We start from the raw sequence: 14,370 nt of genomic DNA on the forward strand, positions 1-14,370 counted from the left end.
CATATTTTAATAAAACAAAAAAGGTCGGAAGTTTTCTTCTGACCTTTTTTTATTACATATAATAAAAGTATAAAGTATTATCCCAATACTTTACTCTTCTTTAATTCACTATCAAACGGTTGGTTGTACAATCTTTTTCCTAAAGCTTTATGAATAGCGTTTGCAACTGCTCCACCTGCTGGTGGTAATCCCGGTTCTCCAAGTCCAGTAGGTGATAATTCATTCTTTACAAAATGAACTTCAACTTGCGGCGTTTCATTCATTCTAATTAATCGATAGGTATCAAAGTTTTTATTTGAAGGAATTCCATCTTTAAAACCTAAATCTCCATACATAGCATGTCCAATTCCATCTAAAACTCCACCTTGCATTTGGTTTATACCACCTGTAGGATTTATCACAATACCACAGTCAACTGCCGCCACTACCTTTGTGATGATTGGGTATCCATCTTTTAATTCTACCTCTGCTACCTCAGCAACATGGGTATTATGGCTATAATAAGCAGCAAACCCTTGGTAAACTCCGTCTTTACTCTTACCCCAACCTCCTTTTTCAGCGGCCAGTTTAATCGTTTCTTCCATACGTTCTCCTGAATATTGGATTCTTTCATCGGTAGTTCCTTTTACATTTTGCAACAACTCAATCCTCAATTGAACAGCATCTTTACCTAATTCTTCTGCTATTTCATCAAAGAAACTTTGTTCTGCAAAAGCCAAAAAGTTGGTATACGGAGCTCTCCAAGCTCCAGTAGTTACATCACTCTTATAATTTTGAGTTGAAACCTTGTAGTTAGGAATACAACCTGCTGGGAAAAAATGAGGTATTAACCCATACATATTGCTATTAATCGCTGCTTCTTTCAAATGGTATCCTGTAATTTTACCATCTTTTAATGAAGCCGCTATTCTATATTTAATCGCAGGTCTATAAATACCTGTTGTCATATCATCTTCACGTGTAGAAACAACTTTTACAGGCTTTTTAATCGCATTCGATATTTCTGCCGCTTCATAAACAAAATCACCATACAAACGACGACCGAATCCACCACCCATTCTTGTCATATCAACTTGAATGTCTTTTAAATCTCTACCAAGCATATCTGCAACTCCCAATGCTGCATATTCTGGTGTTTGAACTGGACCAATTAAATGAACTTTCTCATTGGTAACATTTGCAAAGAAATTCATTGGTTCTAAACAGTTATGCGGTAAAAATGGTGAATGATAAGTTCTTTCAATTACCTTATCAGCTTCAGCAAAAGCTTTGGTTACATTTCCATCTTCTCTTCGAACAGCAAAGTCCTTTCCTTCTAAGATCTTATCTAAAACTTCATTCTGTTTATCAGTACTTTCTAATTCACTTCCTGATTTCCATGTAGCTTTGATCGCATTTTTACCTTTTATCGCTGCCCAAGTATTATTGGCAATTACCACTACTTTATCTGTTGGAGACATGATAAAAGTCCAATTAAACTTACCTTTATCTAAAAAGTCTCTTACTTTTTCACCTATGGTAATAACATCTACAACTCCATTGACCTTTTTAGCTTCTGTTGCATCAAATGATTCTAACTCTTGACCAAATGCAGGTGGACGCAATACAGAAGCGTATAACATACCCTCTTCTTTAAAATCAATACCAAACAAAGGTTTTCCTGTTACTATTTTTCCTAAATCAACATTAACCCTATCCGTACCTATAATAGTATATTCTGAAGGCTTTTTTAGCGTAACGTTTTCAGGAACTTCCAATTGAGCAGCTTCCTTAACCACATCTCCATATCCTAATTGCTCTCCTTTGGCATTTGTAATAATTCCATTAGAAGCTTTACAGGTAGCGGCATCTACTCCCCATTTTACAGCTGCAGCATTTATCAGCATTTGTTTGGTAGTTGCTCCTGTTTGTCTTAAAGCATCCCATCCATGTCGAATAGACTGACTACCTCCTGCCAATTGACGCTTATAGTGCTTAGTATCTAAAGGTGCTTGTGCTACATTAACTTTATCCCATGCAACATCTAACTCTTCAGCAATAATCATAGGCATAGAAGTTTTTACTCCTTGTCCTATCTCCGGATTTGGTGAATAAATAGTTACATACCCTTCATTCGAAATTTTAATAAATGCATTAAAATCATTGAAGTTTAATTTTGAAATATCAACGGGTGGTTTCGCTTCAGCTTTACAAGCCGTAAATAAATTGAAGCCTACTAATAATCCACCACTAGCTAAAGCAGAAGTTCTTAAAAAATTTCTTCTACTAAATGTAAAACTGTTTTCTTGAGTTTTCATGATTTAATTTTTTAAGACATTTTTTCTGCAGCAATTGCTACTGCTTTTTCTATTCTATTATAAGAAGCACATCTACACAAGTTACCATGCATAGCTTCTCTAATTTCTTCTGTAGTTGGATTCGGATTTTCTTTTAAGAAAGACGCAGCGGTCATTATTTGACCTGCCTGACAATATCCGCATTGAGGAACATCTACTTCTTTCCATGCTTGTTGCAAAGGGTGATCTCCATTTTCTGAAAGACCTTCAATAGTAGTTATTGCTTCGTTATCTAACATAGACACCTGTAATTGGCAACTTCGCATTGCCGTTCCATCAACATGAACTGTACATGCACCACATTGTGCTATACCACAACCAAATTTGGTTCCCACCATATTCAGTTCATCTCTTAAAACCCAAAGCAATGGTGTATCTGCATCAACTGTAACTGTTTTAGTTGATCCATTTATTTTTAAAGTGTAAGTTGGCATTTTTGGATAGTTTTTGTTTGTTCCTTGTAAATTACAAAAAATATAAATGCTAACTTCTATTTTAGATAGTTTTAAGAAAATTTTAAAACAAAAAAGAGAGCTTTGGTAGCTCTCTTTCTCTTATGCTTTGTCTAAAAAACTGGTCACATTTTTATCTATTCGTTCTAATACATTCTCTGTATTAGCCTTCATAAATGTTTCTCCAGTTATCTGTTCATATAATTCTATATACCTATTAGAAATCTCAATAATCTTTTCATCAGTCATTTCAGGAATTTGTTGTCCATCTTTTCCTTGAAATCCATTTTCAATTAACCACTGACGCACAAACTCTTTTGAAAGTTGTTTCTGCTTCTCTCCCTTCTCTTGACGCTCTTCATATCCATCTGCATAGAAATAACGTGAAGAATCTGGTGTATGAATTTCATCAATTAAAACAATCTTACCTTCCTTAGTTTTTCCAAACTCGTACTTAGTATCTACTAAAATCAATCCACGTTTAGCGGCTAATTCTGTACCTCTTTGAAATAAACTATGTGTATATGCTTCTAATACCTTATAATCTTCTTCAGAAACAATTCCTTTAGCTAATATATCTTCACGAGAAATATCTTCATCATGCTCACCATTATCAGCTTTGGTAGATGGTGTAATAATTGGTGTAGGAAATTTATCATTCTCTTTCATTCCTTCTGGCATTGTAACTCCACATAACATACGCTTACCTGCTTTGTACTCACGCGCAGCATGTCCTGATAAATATCCTCGAATTACCATTTCTACCTTAAAAGGTTCACATAAATGTCCAACTGCTACATTCTCATCTGGGTTCGCAATCAACCAATTCGGAACGATATCAGCTGTATCATTCATCATTTTGGTAGCTATTTGATTTAAGATTTGTCCTTTAAAAGGAATTTGACGTGGTAATATGACATCAAATGCAGAAAGACGATCAGAAGCAATCATTACAAGCAAATCATCATTTATATTGTAAACCTCTCTTACTTTACCTTTATAAACAGATTTTTGCTTAGGAAACTGAAAATTAGTTTCGTTAATTGTATTCATTATATAAAAAGTTGTGTTGTTGGCGCAAATGTAAGTTTTTTATTCTTCTTTTGGTATTCTTTTTATTTGCTTTATGTTGTCTAATATTGGAGTTACTGTAACTACCTTATCTCCCTCTTGAACATAAAAGATATAACTTGTGTTTTGCCCTACTTTTTTGACATTTATCTCTTCGTTACTTTTAAAGATAATTGTATAATCATTTTTAAAAGTTCCTTTCTCTAATCTCTCATGATACTTAATACACATTCCAATTCGAATACTTGGAAAAATAATCAACATTGTAAATAGCATTGCACCATACAATGTTCTTTTATTTTGTATTTTTTCTAGGGCTTCTTTTTTATTTGTTTTCTTAAACATCCATGGTAAAAACTTTACTATATAAAAGTAATAAAACACCATTAGCGCCACTACTAAAAGAAATACCTTTAAATTACTTGTAATTAAACTAAATGGAGATATCAATGCATCTAAAATAGAAGTGTATTCTATATAGTGTACTCCTAAAACCCCATAAAATATACTCTCACTTATAATACCTACAACTACCAATACCACATATGCCAATGATAGTACTTCTTGAAAATTTAACTTTTCAAACATATTTTCTATTCGGTTTCTATACCCTTATATGCAGTAATAATTTGCCTCACTAATCTATGACGAATCACATCTTTATCATCTAAGTATACCTGTGCAATTCCTTTAATATCTTTTAAAGCCAACAAAGCTTCTTTTAATCCTGATACTTGTCTACGAGGTAAATCTATTTGCCCAGGGTCACCAGTAATAATAAATCGAGCATGCATTCCCATACGGGTTAAAAACATTTTCATCTGAGCATGCGTTGTATTTTGTGCTTCATCCAGAATAACAAATGCATTGTCTAATGTTCTACCTCTCATAAAAGCTAGTGGAGCAATTTGTATGGTACCATTTTCTAAATAGGCTTGTAATTTTTCATGCGGAATCATATCTCTAAGTCCATCATACAAAGGTTGCATATATGGATCTAACTTTTCTTTTAAATCTCCAGGTAAGAATCCTAGGTTTTCTCCAGACTCTACGGCTGGTCTTGTTAAAATAATTCTTTTAACTTCTTTTTCTTTCAAAGCTCTTACTGCTAAAGCCACTGCAGTATATGTTTTTCCTGTTCCTGCTGGTCCTACTGCAAACAACATATCATTGGTTTTCATTAACTCAACCATTTTACGCTGATTGGCCGTTTGTGCTTTGATTAATTTACCGTTAATACCATGTACTAAAACATCATCCCCTTTTCCTGCTTTACGCATTTCTTCTTCCTTACCTGTTGATGTTAAAATACGCTCAATACTATTTTCGTCTAGTTTATTATATCTATTGAAGTATTTGATAAGCATTTCTAAACGCTTCTCAAACTCATCTAAAATTTCTGCTTCTCCGTAAGCTTTTAATTTATTTCCTCTAGCAACAATTTTTATTTTTGGGAAGTAATTTTTTAATTGTGTTATTGTGCTGTTTTGTGCTCCAAAGAAATCATTTGGATTAATTTCTGTTAACTCAATAATACGTTCGTTCAAATTGATAAAAAATTTTAAGGTTAATATGCCTAAATTAACGAATATTTTCTTTGAATTATGTAGCTTTGTCTAAAATTTTAGCACAGTTTTTCACAAATTAATTAACAAACACTTTTAATGTCTCTAATTACTTTAACTACTGATTTTGGCTTGAAAGACCATTTTGTGGGCGCAGTAAAAGGAGCTATTTACTCGGAATTACCTGATGCTAAAATAGTTGACATAACGCATCTCATATCTCCTTTTAATATTACAGAAACGGCATATATCTTAAAAAATGCCTATAAAAGCTTTCCAGAAGGAACTATTCACATTATTGGAGTAGACTCTGAATTGAGTAGTGAAAACAAACATATTGCTTTAGAATTAGATGGTCACTACTTTATTTGTCCTGATAATGGGCTCATTTCAATGATTGCTTCGGAAGTAAATCCGACAAAAATTGTTGAAATTAATATTCATGATTATGTAGATAGTAGTTTTCCTGTGTTAGATGTTTTTGTACAGGTTGCTTCTCACATTGCCAGAGGAGGTAGCTTAAATATTATTGGTAAAGAAATTCAGAGTTATAAAAAGATTATTGAAATTCAACCTAAAATAAACCAGGACCAAACCGTTATTGTTGGAGGAGTTATTTATATTGATAACTATGGAAATGTAATTACCAACATTACTAAAAAGCTATTTAGCACTATTGGAAAAGGCAGAAACTATAGTATTAGAGCTGGTAGATATGAATTTAAGAAAATTGTAAATCAGTATAATGAAATTGTTGACTTTAGCGTACCTACAGAACAACGTATGTATGATGGTAACAAGTTAGCATTGTTTAATTCTGCAGGGTATTTAGAAATTGCCATTTATAGAAGTAACTTAAATACTGTTGGAGGAGCTTCTACGCTATTAGGTCTTAAATATAGAGACTCTATAGCTATTGAATTTGAAAACGTTGTAAAGCCAGAATTTACGACCGTAACCTAATTTTTTATGTTTGTACGTATTGTAAAACTTAGTTTCGATCCTACAAAAATTGAAACTTTCTTAAATAATTTTGAAAATCAGAAACAACATATACGAAACTTTCCTGGGTGTCGTTTATTAGAGTTGTATAGAGATAAAACTAATACCAATGTGTTTTTTACCTATAGCTATTGGGAATCTGAACAAGATTTAGAAAACTATAGAAACTCTGAACTATTCAAAGGTATTTGGGCAAACACAAAAATATACTTTAATGATAAACCAGAAGCTTGGAGTGTAGATAAGTTACAATCTCTAAAATAAGAAACTATGATGTATAATACCAAACCTAATATAGGAAATAGATTCGTTGCTGGATTAGTAGACTATATACTTATTTATGGTTTTTTCTTTATGTATGTATATTATGTAGGTTCTCCTAATGATGAAGGTGGCTATACCGTTAGCGGAGTGCTTGCTTTGGTTCCTATCTTGTTTTGGGGAATTATAACTGTTGGAATGGAGCAACTATTTGGAGCTACTATTGGTAATTTATTAGTAGGGTTAAAACCAATTTCTTTGATAAAAGATGAAAAAATAACGTTTTTACAATCCTTAAAAAGACATTTGTTAGATCCTATTGATATGTTTTTATTTGGTTTAATAGGATACATTACAATAAAAAATACTGAAAAAAATCAGAGATTAGGAGATATCTGGGCAAATACAATTGTTATTAATATTTCTAATCAAAAAAACTAAAAATTATAATGCTCCCAATATTAAAAAAAGAATTTAACTCATTTTTTGCTTCACCCATAGCCTATTTGGTTATCGGAGTCTTTTTACTCGTAAACGGGCTTTTTCTATGGGTGTTAAAAGATGACTTTAATATTTTAAATGCAGGCTTTGCCGATTTGAATTCGTTTTTCTTTTTGGCTCCTTGGCTACTATTGTTCTTAATACCTGCTATAACCATGAAAAGTTTTGCAGATGAGTTTAATAGTGGAACCATAGAAACCTTAAAAACAAGTCCTATTACCAACTGGCAAATTGTATTAGGTAAGTTTTTTGCGGCCTTGTTATTAGTAATCATTGCCATAGTACCTACCCTAACTTATGTATATACTGTATACCAGTTAGGTAATCCTATTGGAAATATTGATGCAGGTAGCACTATGGGTTCTTATATTGGTTTATTATTCTTGGTAGCCACTTACACCTCAGTAGGATTATTTACCTCTACCCTATCAAACAATCAGATTGTAGCTTTTATACTAAGTATTTTTATCACCTTTTGTTTGTTCTACGGGTTTGACGCATTGGGAAATTTATCAAGTTCTGGTTATACCATTAAGCAATTTGGAATCAATGAACACTTTAAAAGTATTTCTCGTGGGGTTATTGACACACGAGATATTATTTACTTTTTAAGTGTTACATTTTTCTTTTTATTCATTACTAAAACCAAACTAACTCATGAATAAAAGTATACAACATATCATGTTGGTTTTAGTTGGGATCATAGTTTTAAACATTGTATCCAAAAACATATACCAACGTTTTGATTTAACCCAAGATCAACGATATACCTTATCTAATACTACCTTAAACATATTAGATCAATTAGATGATTTAGTAATCATCAATGTATATTTAGAAGGAGAATTTCCTTCTGAGTTTCAGCGATTACAAGTAGAAACTCGTCAGTATTTAGAAGAGTTACAAGCCGAAAATTCAAATATTCGTTTTCAATTTATCAATCCAGATAAAATTCGTGAACGTTTGATTAAAAAAGGAATGTTACCTAGTCAACTTACTGTTGAAGAAGATGGAAAACTTTCCAATGCAATTATTTTTCCTTGGGCAGAAATCGAATATGCTAATAAAACGGAAATTCTTTCATTATTGCCTAATACCAATGCTAAAACACAAGAACAACAATTACAACAAGCTATTGAAAAACTTGAGTATTCATTTAGTAACGGAATTCAAAAAGTTACTAGAGAAAATAAACCAACCATAGCTGTATTATCAGGAAATGGTGAATTGGATGATATTTATTTATATAGTTTCTTAAAAGAACTTGGTAAAAAATACCGTTTAGCTAAGTTTACTTTAGATAGTGTAGCCACAAATCCGCAAAAGACTACAACTGACTTAAGAAAATACGATTTAGCCATCATTTCAAAACCAACTGAACGTTTTACTTCTGAAGAAAAATTAACTATAGATCAGTTTATTACCAATGGAGGTAAAAGTTTATGGATGATTGATAATAATTATGCCGATACAGATAGTTTATATAATCAAGGAAAAATGTTAGCTTTTCCTCGTGATTTAAACTTAACTGACTTGTTGTTTAGTTATGGTGTTCGTATTAACAATAAGTTGGTACAAGATTTATACTCAGCTAAAATTCCTTTAGCCACTGGTAATCTTGGAAATCAAGCACAATTCCAACATCTAAATTGGTTTTACCATCCATTGGCAAATGGAAACCCAAACCATCCTATTACCAAGAATATTCCTCCAGTGCGTTTTCGTTTTACAACGCAAATAGATACTTTAAAAAACGACATTAAGAAAACTCCTTTATATCTTAGTTCTGTATTAACTAAAAAAGTAGGAACGCCTAGTATCATACAATTACAAAGTATTGCAAATGAACCTAGAGAGAATGAATACAAAGGTGGTCCACAGTTATTTGCAGTGCTCCTAGAAGGTACTTTTTCTTCTGCATACAAAAACAGAATAAAACCTTTTAATTATAAGGGTTTCAAAGAAACATCACCTGAAAACAAAATGGTGGTAATTGCAGATGGAGATGTTGCTAAAAATCAAATTTTAAAGGGAAAACCTCATGATTTATCTAGAGATAAATGGACTGGTGAGGAGTTTGGTAATAAAGAATTCTTGATAAATACAGTAGACTATTTACTAGATGATACTGGCTTAATAGAATTGAGAAACAAAACAATACAGTTAAACCTATTAGATAAACAACAAGCTTTTAATGAAAAAGGATTCTGGCAATTCTTTAATATTATTGTTCCTTTAGTAATTTTAGGACTGTTTGGATTTGTATTCAACTATCTTAGAAAGAAAAAGTATACTAAATAGTCAATAAATCTCGATGAATAAATTGATAATCTAGTTTTTGTATCAATTTATCAGAATTAATAACTTTATATTTCAATGCTAAAGAATCATCAAAAATTGGTGGTTCTTTTTCTATACTCAATCGAGCGTTTATATAAAAAGCTTCTCTTGTTGGGTGATGATCTACACAAGCATTAAATGTTTCTCCCCAGATATTCTTTTTTATTATTCCAGTAATAATGGCAATACAATCATCTTGATGAATCATATTCACAAAACCTTTAGGATGTGGTATCTTTCTATTAGAAAACCAATTCCCAGGATGCCTATCATACCCCAATAAACCCGCAAAACGAATTACTGTAGTTGCAAACTTTGTTGAATTCTGAAAAACCTTTTCGATCATTCCTAAAGGAGTACTTTCATCGGCGTCCTCCTCATATACTTCTCTATTTAAACTTGGATATACGGAAGTAGAACTGATAAACAAAACATTCTTTATTCTTGAGCCTTCAATCTCTTTTACCAAATTTTTAAAAGCATCTATATCTTTAGAAGTAATAGCTACCACCAATGTATCTACTTTCAAAAAGTCTTTAAAATTTGTCTCTTCAGAAGAAATATCAATTACATGTGCTTTTATACCATTCTCCTCTAACCAACTTACTTTTTCAATACTGGTAGTTGATCCCTTAACTTGAAACCCTTCCTCTAACAAATGTTTGGCTAAAGGAAAACCTAGCCATCCACAACCTAAAATACTAACATCCTTCATCACAACAATTATCGTCTTTTACTAATTTACAAGAAATCACCGCCAACAAGGCTCCTAAGATAGGTGCTAATATATACAACCATAAATGCTCTAAATGACCAGAAACAATTGCTGGTGCAATAGAACGAGCAGGATTCATTGAGGCTTTTGTCATAGGTCCCGCAAACATCGCCTCTAACAACACCACTCCACCAATGGCAATTCCAGCCATAACTCCTACTTCTTTACTTCCTGTAGATACGTTAATAATTACCAACATTAAAAAGAACGTTAATAATAATTCAAATATAAAGGCTCTCCAAGGAACTATAGAAGGGATAGTAGCTCCATAAAATTCACTTTCTGGAAACAATACCCATAACATAACACTTCCTAATAAAGCACCTAATAATTGCGCAATGATATATTTTGGAACTTCTTTCCAAGAAAACTTCTTGGCATATGCAAATGATATCGTAACGGCCGGATTAAAATGTGCTCCGGATATTTCACCAAAAGCATAAATCATTGCCATTACAATTAATCCCCAAGTAATTGCTACTCCAATATGCGTTAAATCCGCTCCATTCGTTACTTCATTGACCACCATAGCACCTGTACCACAAAAGATTAGCGCAAAAGTCCCTATAAATTCAGAAATATATTTTTTCATACCTGCAAATATCCGTTAAAAAAGAAAACATCATTTTAAGTTTTCGTTAACATTAATCGATAATATTCATCGTAATTTTATTCGGTAATTTTAAAACAAACCAATCATCATGAAAAAATTATTGTTAAGTTTATTTGTGGTTGCTGTCTCTGCAAATATCAACGCACAGGTAAAAACTCCAGCTTCTAGTCCTGCTGCTAAATTAGAGCAAACTGTAGGTTTAACAGACGTTACTGTTGAATACTCTAGACCAGGTGTTAAAGGAAGAAAAATCTTTGGAGATTTAGTTCCTTTCGGAAAAGTTTGGAGAACTGGTGCAAACGCTAACACTAAGGTAACTTTTAGTGATAATGTTATGATTGATGGAAAAGAATTAAAAAAAGGAACTTATGCATTGTATACAAAGCCTAATGCTGGTTCTTGGGATGTTATTTTTTACTCAGACGCTAACAACTGGGGAACTCCTAGAGAATGGGATGAGTCAAAAGTAGCTTTAAGTACTACTGCTAAAGTACAACCTATGCCTATGAAAATTGAAACATTCACAATCTCAATTGATGACCTAAACAGTTCTTCTGCAATGTTAGGAATGTTATGGGAAAACGCATATGTGGGTGTTAAATTCTCTACTCCTACTGACAAAGGTGTTGAAGCTAGTATTGAGAAAGTAATGAGCGGACCATCTGCAAATGACTATTACTCTGCTGCATCTTACTACTTTGATGAAGGAAAAGACATTAAAAAAGCTGTTAAATGGATGAACAAAGCAGTTGAATTAACAAAAGATCAACCTCGTTTTTGGTATTTACGTAAGCAATCTTTAATCTTAGCTAAAGCTGGAGATAAAAAAGGTGCTATCAAAGCAGCAAAAGCTTCTTTAGCTGGTGCTGAAAAAAGAGGTAATGCTGATTACGTAAAGATGAATAAAGAATCTTTAAAGGAATGGGGAGCTTTATAAAATATACACCTACTCCTTGTACAATTAACCTACACTATACAGTGTAGGTTTTTTATTTCATAACAATAAAGTTAACTTATTAAATTATAAGAAGTTTTTATATTAAAAAACTACGAATACCGTATTTTAAAATTAAATTCATTGTCTAATCAATAAACTAAACAATGAATTATTTACAGTCCCTCAAAAGGAAAACCCTTTTCAGTTTTCTTCTTTTCACTTTATGTTCAAACTTTATTTTTTCTCAAAACAATAACTACGACATTGGCGTTGGTATTTATGATGTAACAGGACAAATAGCCGAATCAAATTTCTTTGGCTATGGAGATCCATTTCATAGAAATGCAGGTATAAAAGATCGGCAATATGCACGTGCATATGTTATAAAAGACGGCAATGATAATTCTGTAGTTTTCGTTTCCATTGATAAAGGAGCTACTTTTCAATCAGTTAATTTAGCTGTAATGGAAAGATTACAACAATATTATGGCAACCTATACAATGACACCAACGTTATTATAAGTGCCACACATACCCATGTTTCTCCTGGAGGATACTCTCATTATGAGCTATACAATACTGCTACTGGTGGATATTACTCTGTAAACTTTAACATACTAGTTGATGGAATCTTTAAAGCTATTCAACAAGCACATAACAATTTAGCTCCTGGTAGAATATATTATAACAAAGGTTCATTAACCAATGCAAGTATCAATAGATCTTTAGTCGCTTATAATTTAAATACAGATGCTTCTGACTATCCAAGTATAGATGAGGAAATGACCATTCTAAAATTTATACAAGGATCCAATAATGAAGTTGGAATGATTTCTTGGTTTGGCGTGCATCCAACCAATCTTACTAAAAAATATAAATATTGTAGTGGTGACAATAAAGGCTATGCCTCTTTACAATTTGAACGTTTGAAACAATCAAGCTACGGAAAAGGAAACAATACATTTGTAGCTGCATTTGCAAACACAAACCCTGGTGATATGTCTCCGAATTTAAATCAGCCACATCCAAATGATATTCATACCGATGCTTCTGGACCAGGAAGTAACGAGGAAGAAAGTTCCGAAATTATAGGAAGTAGACAATACAATAAAGCATTAAGTCTATACAACTCCGCTTCAGAACAATTATTTGGTTCTGTAAAAGCCGTTAGCAGATATAGTGATTTTTCTAATATTACCGTGGCGCCTAAATTTACAGATGGAAGCTACCAAACCACTTGTAAAGCGGCCTTAGGAATTTCTTTTAGAGCAGGTGCAGAGGACGGAAGAAGTGGAATTGGTCGTGAAGGAGAAACCCGATCCAACCCTACTTCAGGTTCGTCAAATGATATATGTCATATGGAAAAACCAATTGATATCTTATTCAATTTGGGAGCAAATGATAGCAACCCAAGAACCCCAAAAATACTACCAACAAGTATTATGAAAATTGGACAATTTGGCATTCTTGCTGCTCCCGGAGAGTTTACAGTGATGGCAGGTAGAAGAGCCAAAGCAACTGTTGCTGAAAACACAAATACAGGAATTCAACATTTAGTGTTTACGGGTTATTCAGATGCTTATGCAGGTTATGTTACTACCAGAGAAGAATATGCTTCACAACAATATGAAGGAGCTAGTACACATTTCGGTCCATGGACATTAGCCGCTTACAGACAGGAATTTGAAAGACTGGCTTCTGTTTTAGTAAATCCAAATGCTAACCCATGGCCAACAACTGCGCCTACTCCACCACAAAAAAGTTATATCGGTCTTGATAGAACGGTACATATCTTTTTTGATGATAAGCCATTATTCAAAAGTTTTGGTAGTGTGCATTCAGATACGAACTCCTCTTATAATACAGGAGAAACAGCAGAAGTTGTTTTTTGGGGAGCGCACCCAAACAACGATACCAAAACAAATGATACTTATTTAAAAGTTCAAAAGAAAATAGGTAATCAATGGGTTACCAAATATGAAGATCGTGATTTCAATACCAAACTCATTTGGAAACGTAGTGGGGTTGCAAATTCAAAAGTTACTGTGCAATGGAAAATTAAAGCTAATACCGAAAGCGGATATTATCGTATTGTACATTCTGGAAAATGGAAAAATGGATGGAATGGAAGTATAAATCCATATACAGGAACAAGTAAAACGTTTTATGTAAATGGTACCGCAAGTAGAGCAAATGTTCAGCAAACAGAAAAAGCTATCTTAAGCGCCAATATATTCCCCAACCCTAATAATGGTAGTTTTACATTTATTAATGACAGTAAATTAACTGGAAATTATATCATTAGCAATACACTAGGACAGATCGTACAAAAAGGAGTTATCTCTAATAAACAATACAATGCATTGTATTTAAAAGGAAGCAATGGCGTATATCTTTTAAAAGTTACATACGCTAATCAAAGTACTTATACAGCTACTCTTATCAAAAAATAAGAAACTTATTTTCAACCGTTTAAAGAAGCTATATCATATAGCTTCTTTTCTTTTTGTACCATTC

At 32.7% G+C, this 14,370-nt stretch carries 14 protein-coding genes; 7 read left to right on the forward strand and 7 right to left on the reverse strand.

Annotation, left to right across the window (positions count from 1 at the left end):
• Positions 1–77: 77 nt before the first annotated feature.
• The 5 genes from Q0873_RS04685 to Q0873_RS04705 all read right to left on the reverse strand — a co-directional run bounded on the left by Q0873_RS04685 (position 78) and on the right by Q0873_RS04705 (position 5,406).
• The gene (locus Q0873_RS04685; RefSeq protein WP_299104702.1) at positions 78–2,297 is read right to left on the reverse strand and encodes a molybdopterin cofactor-binding domain-containing protein; all 2,220 of its coding nucleotides are present in this window, start codon (positions 2,295–2,297) and stop codon (positions 78–80) included.
• A gap of 11 nt (positions 2,298–2,308) precedes the next feature.
• Positions 2,309–2,770 carry a (2Fe-2S)-binding protein gene (locus Q0873_RS04690; protein WP_299104704.1) on the reverse strand — a complete coding sequence of 154 codons (462 nt, stop codon included), beginning with the start codon at positions 2,768–2,770 and terminating at the stop codon, positions 2,309–2,311.
• Between the two features lie 120 nt (positions 2,771–2,890).
• On the reverse strand, positions 2,891–3,841 hold the full coding sequence (locus tag Q0873_RS04695) for a phosphoribosylaminoimidazolesuccinocarboxamide synthase (protein ID WP_299104706.1): 951 nt from the start codon (positions 3,839–3,841) through the stop codon (positions 2,891–2,893).
• A gap of 39 nt (positions 3,842–3,880) precedes the next feature.
• Positions 3,881–4,447: a hypothetical protein gene (locus Q0873_RS04700; RefSeq protein WP_299104709.1), complete on the reverse strand. Its 567-nt coding sequence runs from the start codon at positions 4,445–4,447 to the stop codon at positions 3,881–3,883.
• A gap of 5 nt (positions 4,448–4,452) precedes the next feature.
• Complete coding sequence (locus Q0873_RS04705) at positions 4,453–5,406, reverse strand: PhoH family protein (RefSeq protein ID WP_299104711.1); 954 nt, start codon at positions 5,404–5,406, stop codon at positions 4,453–4,455.
• 117 nt (positions 5,407–5,523) lie between these two features.
• On the opposite strand from Q0873_RS04705, the gene Q0873_RS04710 reads away from it, so the two are divergent.
• From Q0873_RS04710 to gldG, 5 genes are read left to right on the forward strand one after another with little or no spacing between them, the layout of a single operon-like run.
• Entirely contained in the window at positions 5,524–6,387 is an 864-nt protein-coding gene (locus tag Q0873_RS04710; protein WP_299104713.1) for an SAM-dependent chlorinase/fluorinase, read from the forward strand.
• A gap of 6 nt (positions 6,388–6,393) precedes the next feature.
• Positions 6,394–6,690, forward strand: a complete 297-nt coding sequence (locus tag Q0873_RS04715; RefSeq protein WP_299104715.1) for an antibiotic biosynthesis monooxygenase family protein — start codon at positions 6,394–6,396, stop codon at positions 6,688–6,690.
• A 6-nt stretch (positions 6,691–6,696) separates the two neighbouring features.
• Positions 6,697–7,128 carry an RDD family protein gene (locus tag Q0873_RS04720; protein ID WP_299104717.1) on the forward strand — a complete coding sequence of 144 codons (432 nt, stop codon included), beginning with the start codon at positions 6,697–6,699 and terminating at the stop codon, positions 7,126–7,128.
• A gap of 8 nt (positions 7,129–7,136) precedes the next feature.
• Entirely contained in the window at positions 7,137–7,853 is a 717-nt protein-coding gene (gene gldF / locus Q0873_RS04725; RefSeq protein ID WP_299104719.1) for a gliding motility-associated ABC transporter permease subunit GldF, read from the forward strand.
• Positions 7,846–9,489, forward strand: a complete 1,644-nt coding sequence (gene gldG / locus Q0873_RS04730; protein ID WP_299104721.1) for a gliding motility-associated ABC transporter substrate-binding protein GldG — start codon at positions 7,846–7,848, stop codon at positions 9,487–9,489. The genes gldF and gldG overlap by 8 nt, the downstream gene beginning before the upstream one ends.
• On the opposite strand, the gene Q0873_RS04735 is transcribed toward gldG, so the two are convergent.
• Together Q0873_RS04735 and Q0873_RS04740 are read right to left on the reverse strand one after the other, a co-directional pair.
• Positions 9,482–10,243 carry an NAD(P)-binding domain-containing protein gene (locus Q0873_RS04735; protein ID WP_299104724.1) on the reverse strand — a complete coding sequence of 254 codons (762 nt, stop codon included), beginning with the start codon at positions 10,241–10,243 and terminating at the stop codon, positions 9,482–9,484. The two genes, gldG and Q0873_RS04735, sit on opposite strands and share 8 nt — an antisense overlap.
• Positions 10,230–10,895, reverse strand: coding sequence for an MIP family channel protein (locus tag Q0873_RS04740; protein ID WP_299104727.1), 666 nt, complete (start codon positions 10,893–10,895; stop codon positions 10,230–10,232). The genes Q0873_RS04735 and Q0873_RS04740 overlap by 14 nt, the downstream gene beginning before the upstream one ends.
• A gap of 109 nt (positions 10,896–11,004) precedes the next feature.
• On the opposite strand from Q0873_RS04740, the gene Q0873_RS04745 reads away from it, so the two are divergent.
• Both Q0873_RS04745 and Q0873_RS04750 read left to right on the forward strand, forming a co-directional pair.
• Positions 11,005–11,853, forward strand: a complete 849-nt coding sequence (locus tag Q0873_RS04745; RefSeq protein WP_299104728.1) for a DUF2911 domain-containing protein — start codon at positions 11,005–11,007, stop codon at positions 11,851–11,853.
• A gap of 164 nt (positions 11,854–12,017) precedes the next feature.
• Positions 12,018–14,306: a neutral/alkaline non-lysosomal ceramidase N-terminal domain-containing protein gene (locus tag Q0873_RS04750; protein ID WP_299104729.1), complete on the forward strand. Its 2,289-nt coding sequence runs from the start codon at positions 12,018–12,020 to the stop codon at positions 14,304–14,306.
• Positions 14,307–14,370 lie beyond the last annotated feature (64 nt).

It is taken from the genome of uncultured Tenacibaculum sp., assembly GCF_947498805.1.
GTDB lineage: Bacteria > Bacteroidota > Bacteroidia > Flavobacteriales > Flavobacteriaceae > Polaribacter.

What these genes read in the sequence shown, in the direction of transcription:
- Q0873_RS04735 (WP_299104724.1), bottom strand. Translation starts at nt 10,243, where the DNA reads ATGAAGGATGTTAGTATTTTAGGTTGTGGATGGCTAGGTTTTCCTTTA.
- Q0873_RS04740 (WP_299104727.1), bottom strand. Translation starts at nt 10,895, where the DNA reads ATGAAAAAATATATTTCTGAATTTATAGGGACTTTTGCGCTAATCTTT.
- Q0873_RS04715 (WP_299104715.1), top strand. Translation starts at nt 6,394, where the DNA reads ATGTTTGTACGTATTGTAAAACTTAGTTTCGATCCTACAAAAATTGAA.
- gldF (WP_299104719.1), top strand. Translation starts at nt 7,137, where the DNA reads ATGCTCCCAATATTAAAAAAAGAATTTAACTCATTTTTTGCTTCACCC.
- Q0873_RS04750 (WP_299104729.1), top strand. Translation starts at nt 12,018, where the DNA reads ATGAATTATTTACAGTCCCTCAAAAGGAAAACCCTTTTCAGTTTTCTT.
- Q0873_RS04745 (WP_299104728.1), top strand. Translation starts at nt 11,005, where the DNA reads ATGAAAAAATTATTGTTAAGTTTATTTGTGGTTGCTGTCTCTGCAAAT.
- Q0873_RS04685 (WP_299104702.1), bottom strand. Translation starts at nt 2,297, where the DNA reads ATGAAAACTCAAGAAAACAGTTTTACATTTAGTAGAAGAAATTTTTTA.
- Q0873_RS04690 (WP_299104704.1), bottom strand. Translation starts at nt 2,770, where the DNA reads ATGCCAACTTACACTTTAAAAATAAATGGATCAACTAAAACAGTTACA.
- Q0873_RS04700 (WP_299104709.1), bottom strand. Translation starts at nt 4,447, where the DNA reads ATGTTTGAAAAGTTAAATTTTCAAGAAGTACTATCATTGGCATATGTG.
- gldG (WP_299104721.1), top strand. Translation starts at nt 7,846, where the DNA reads ATGAATAAAAGTATACAACATATCATGTTGGTTTTAGTTGGGATCATA.
- Q0873_RS04695 (WP_299104706.1), bottom strand. Translation starts at nt 3,841, where the DNA reads ATGAATACAATTAACGAAACTAATTTTCAGTTTCCTAAGCAAAAATCT.
- Q0873_RS04710 (WP_299104713.1), top strand. Translation starts at nt 5,524, where the DNA reads ATGTCTCTAATTACTTTAACTACTGATTTTGGCTTGAAAGACCATTTT.
- Q0873_RS04720 (WP_299104717.1), top strand. Translation starts at nt 6,697, where the DNA reads ATGATGTATAATACCAAACCTAATATAGGAAATAGATTCGTTGCTGGA.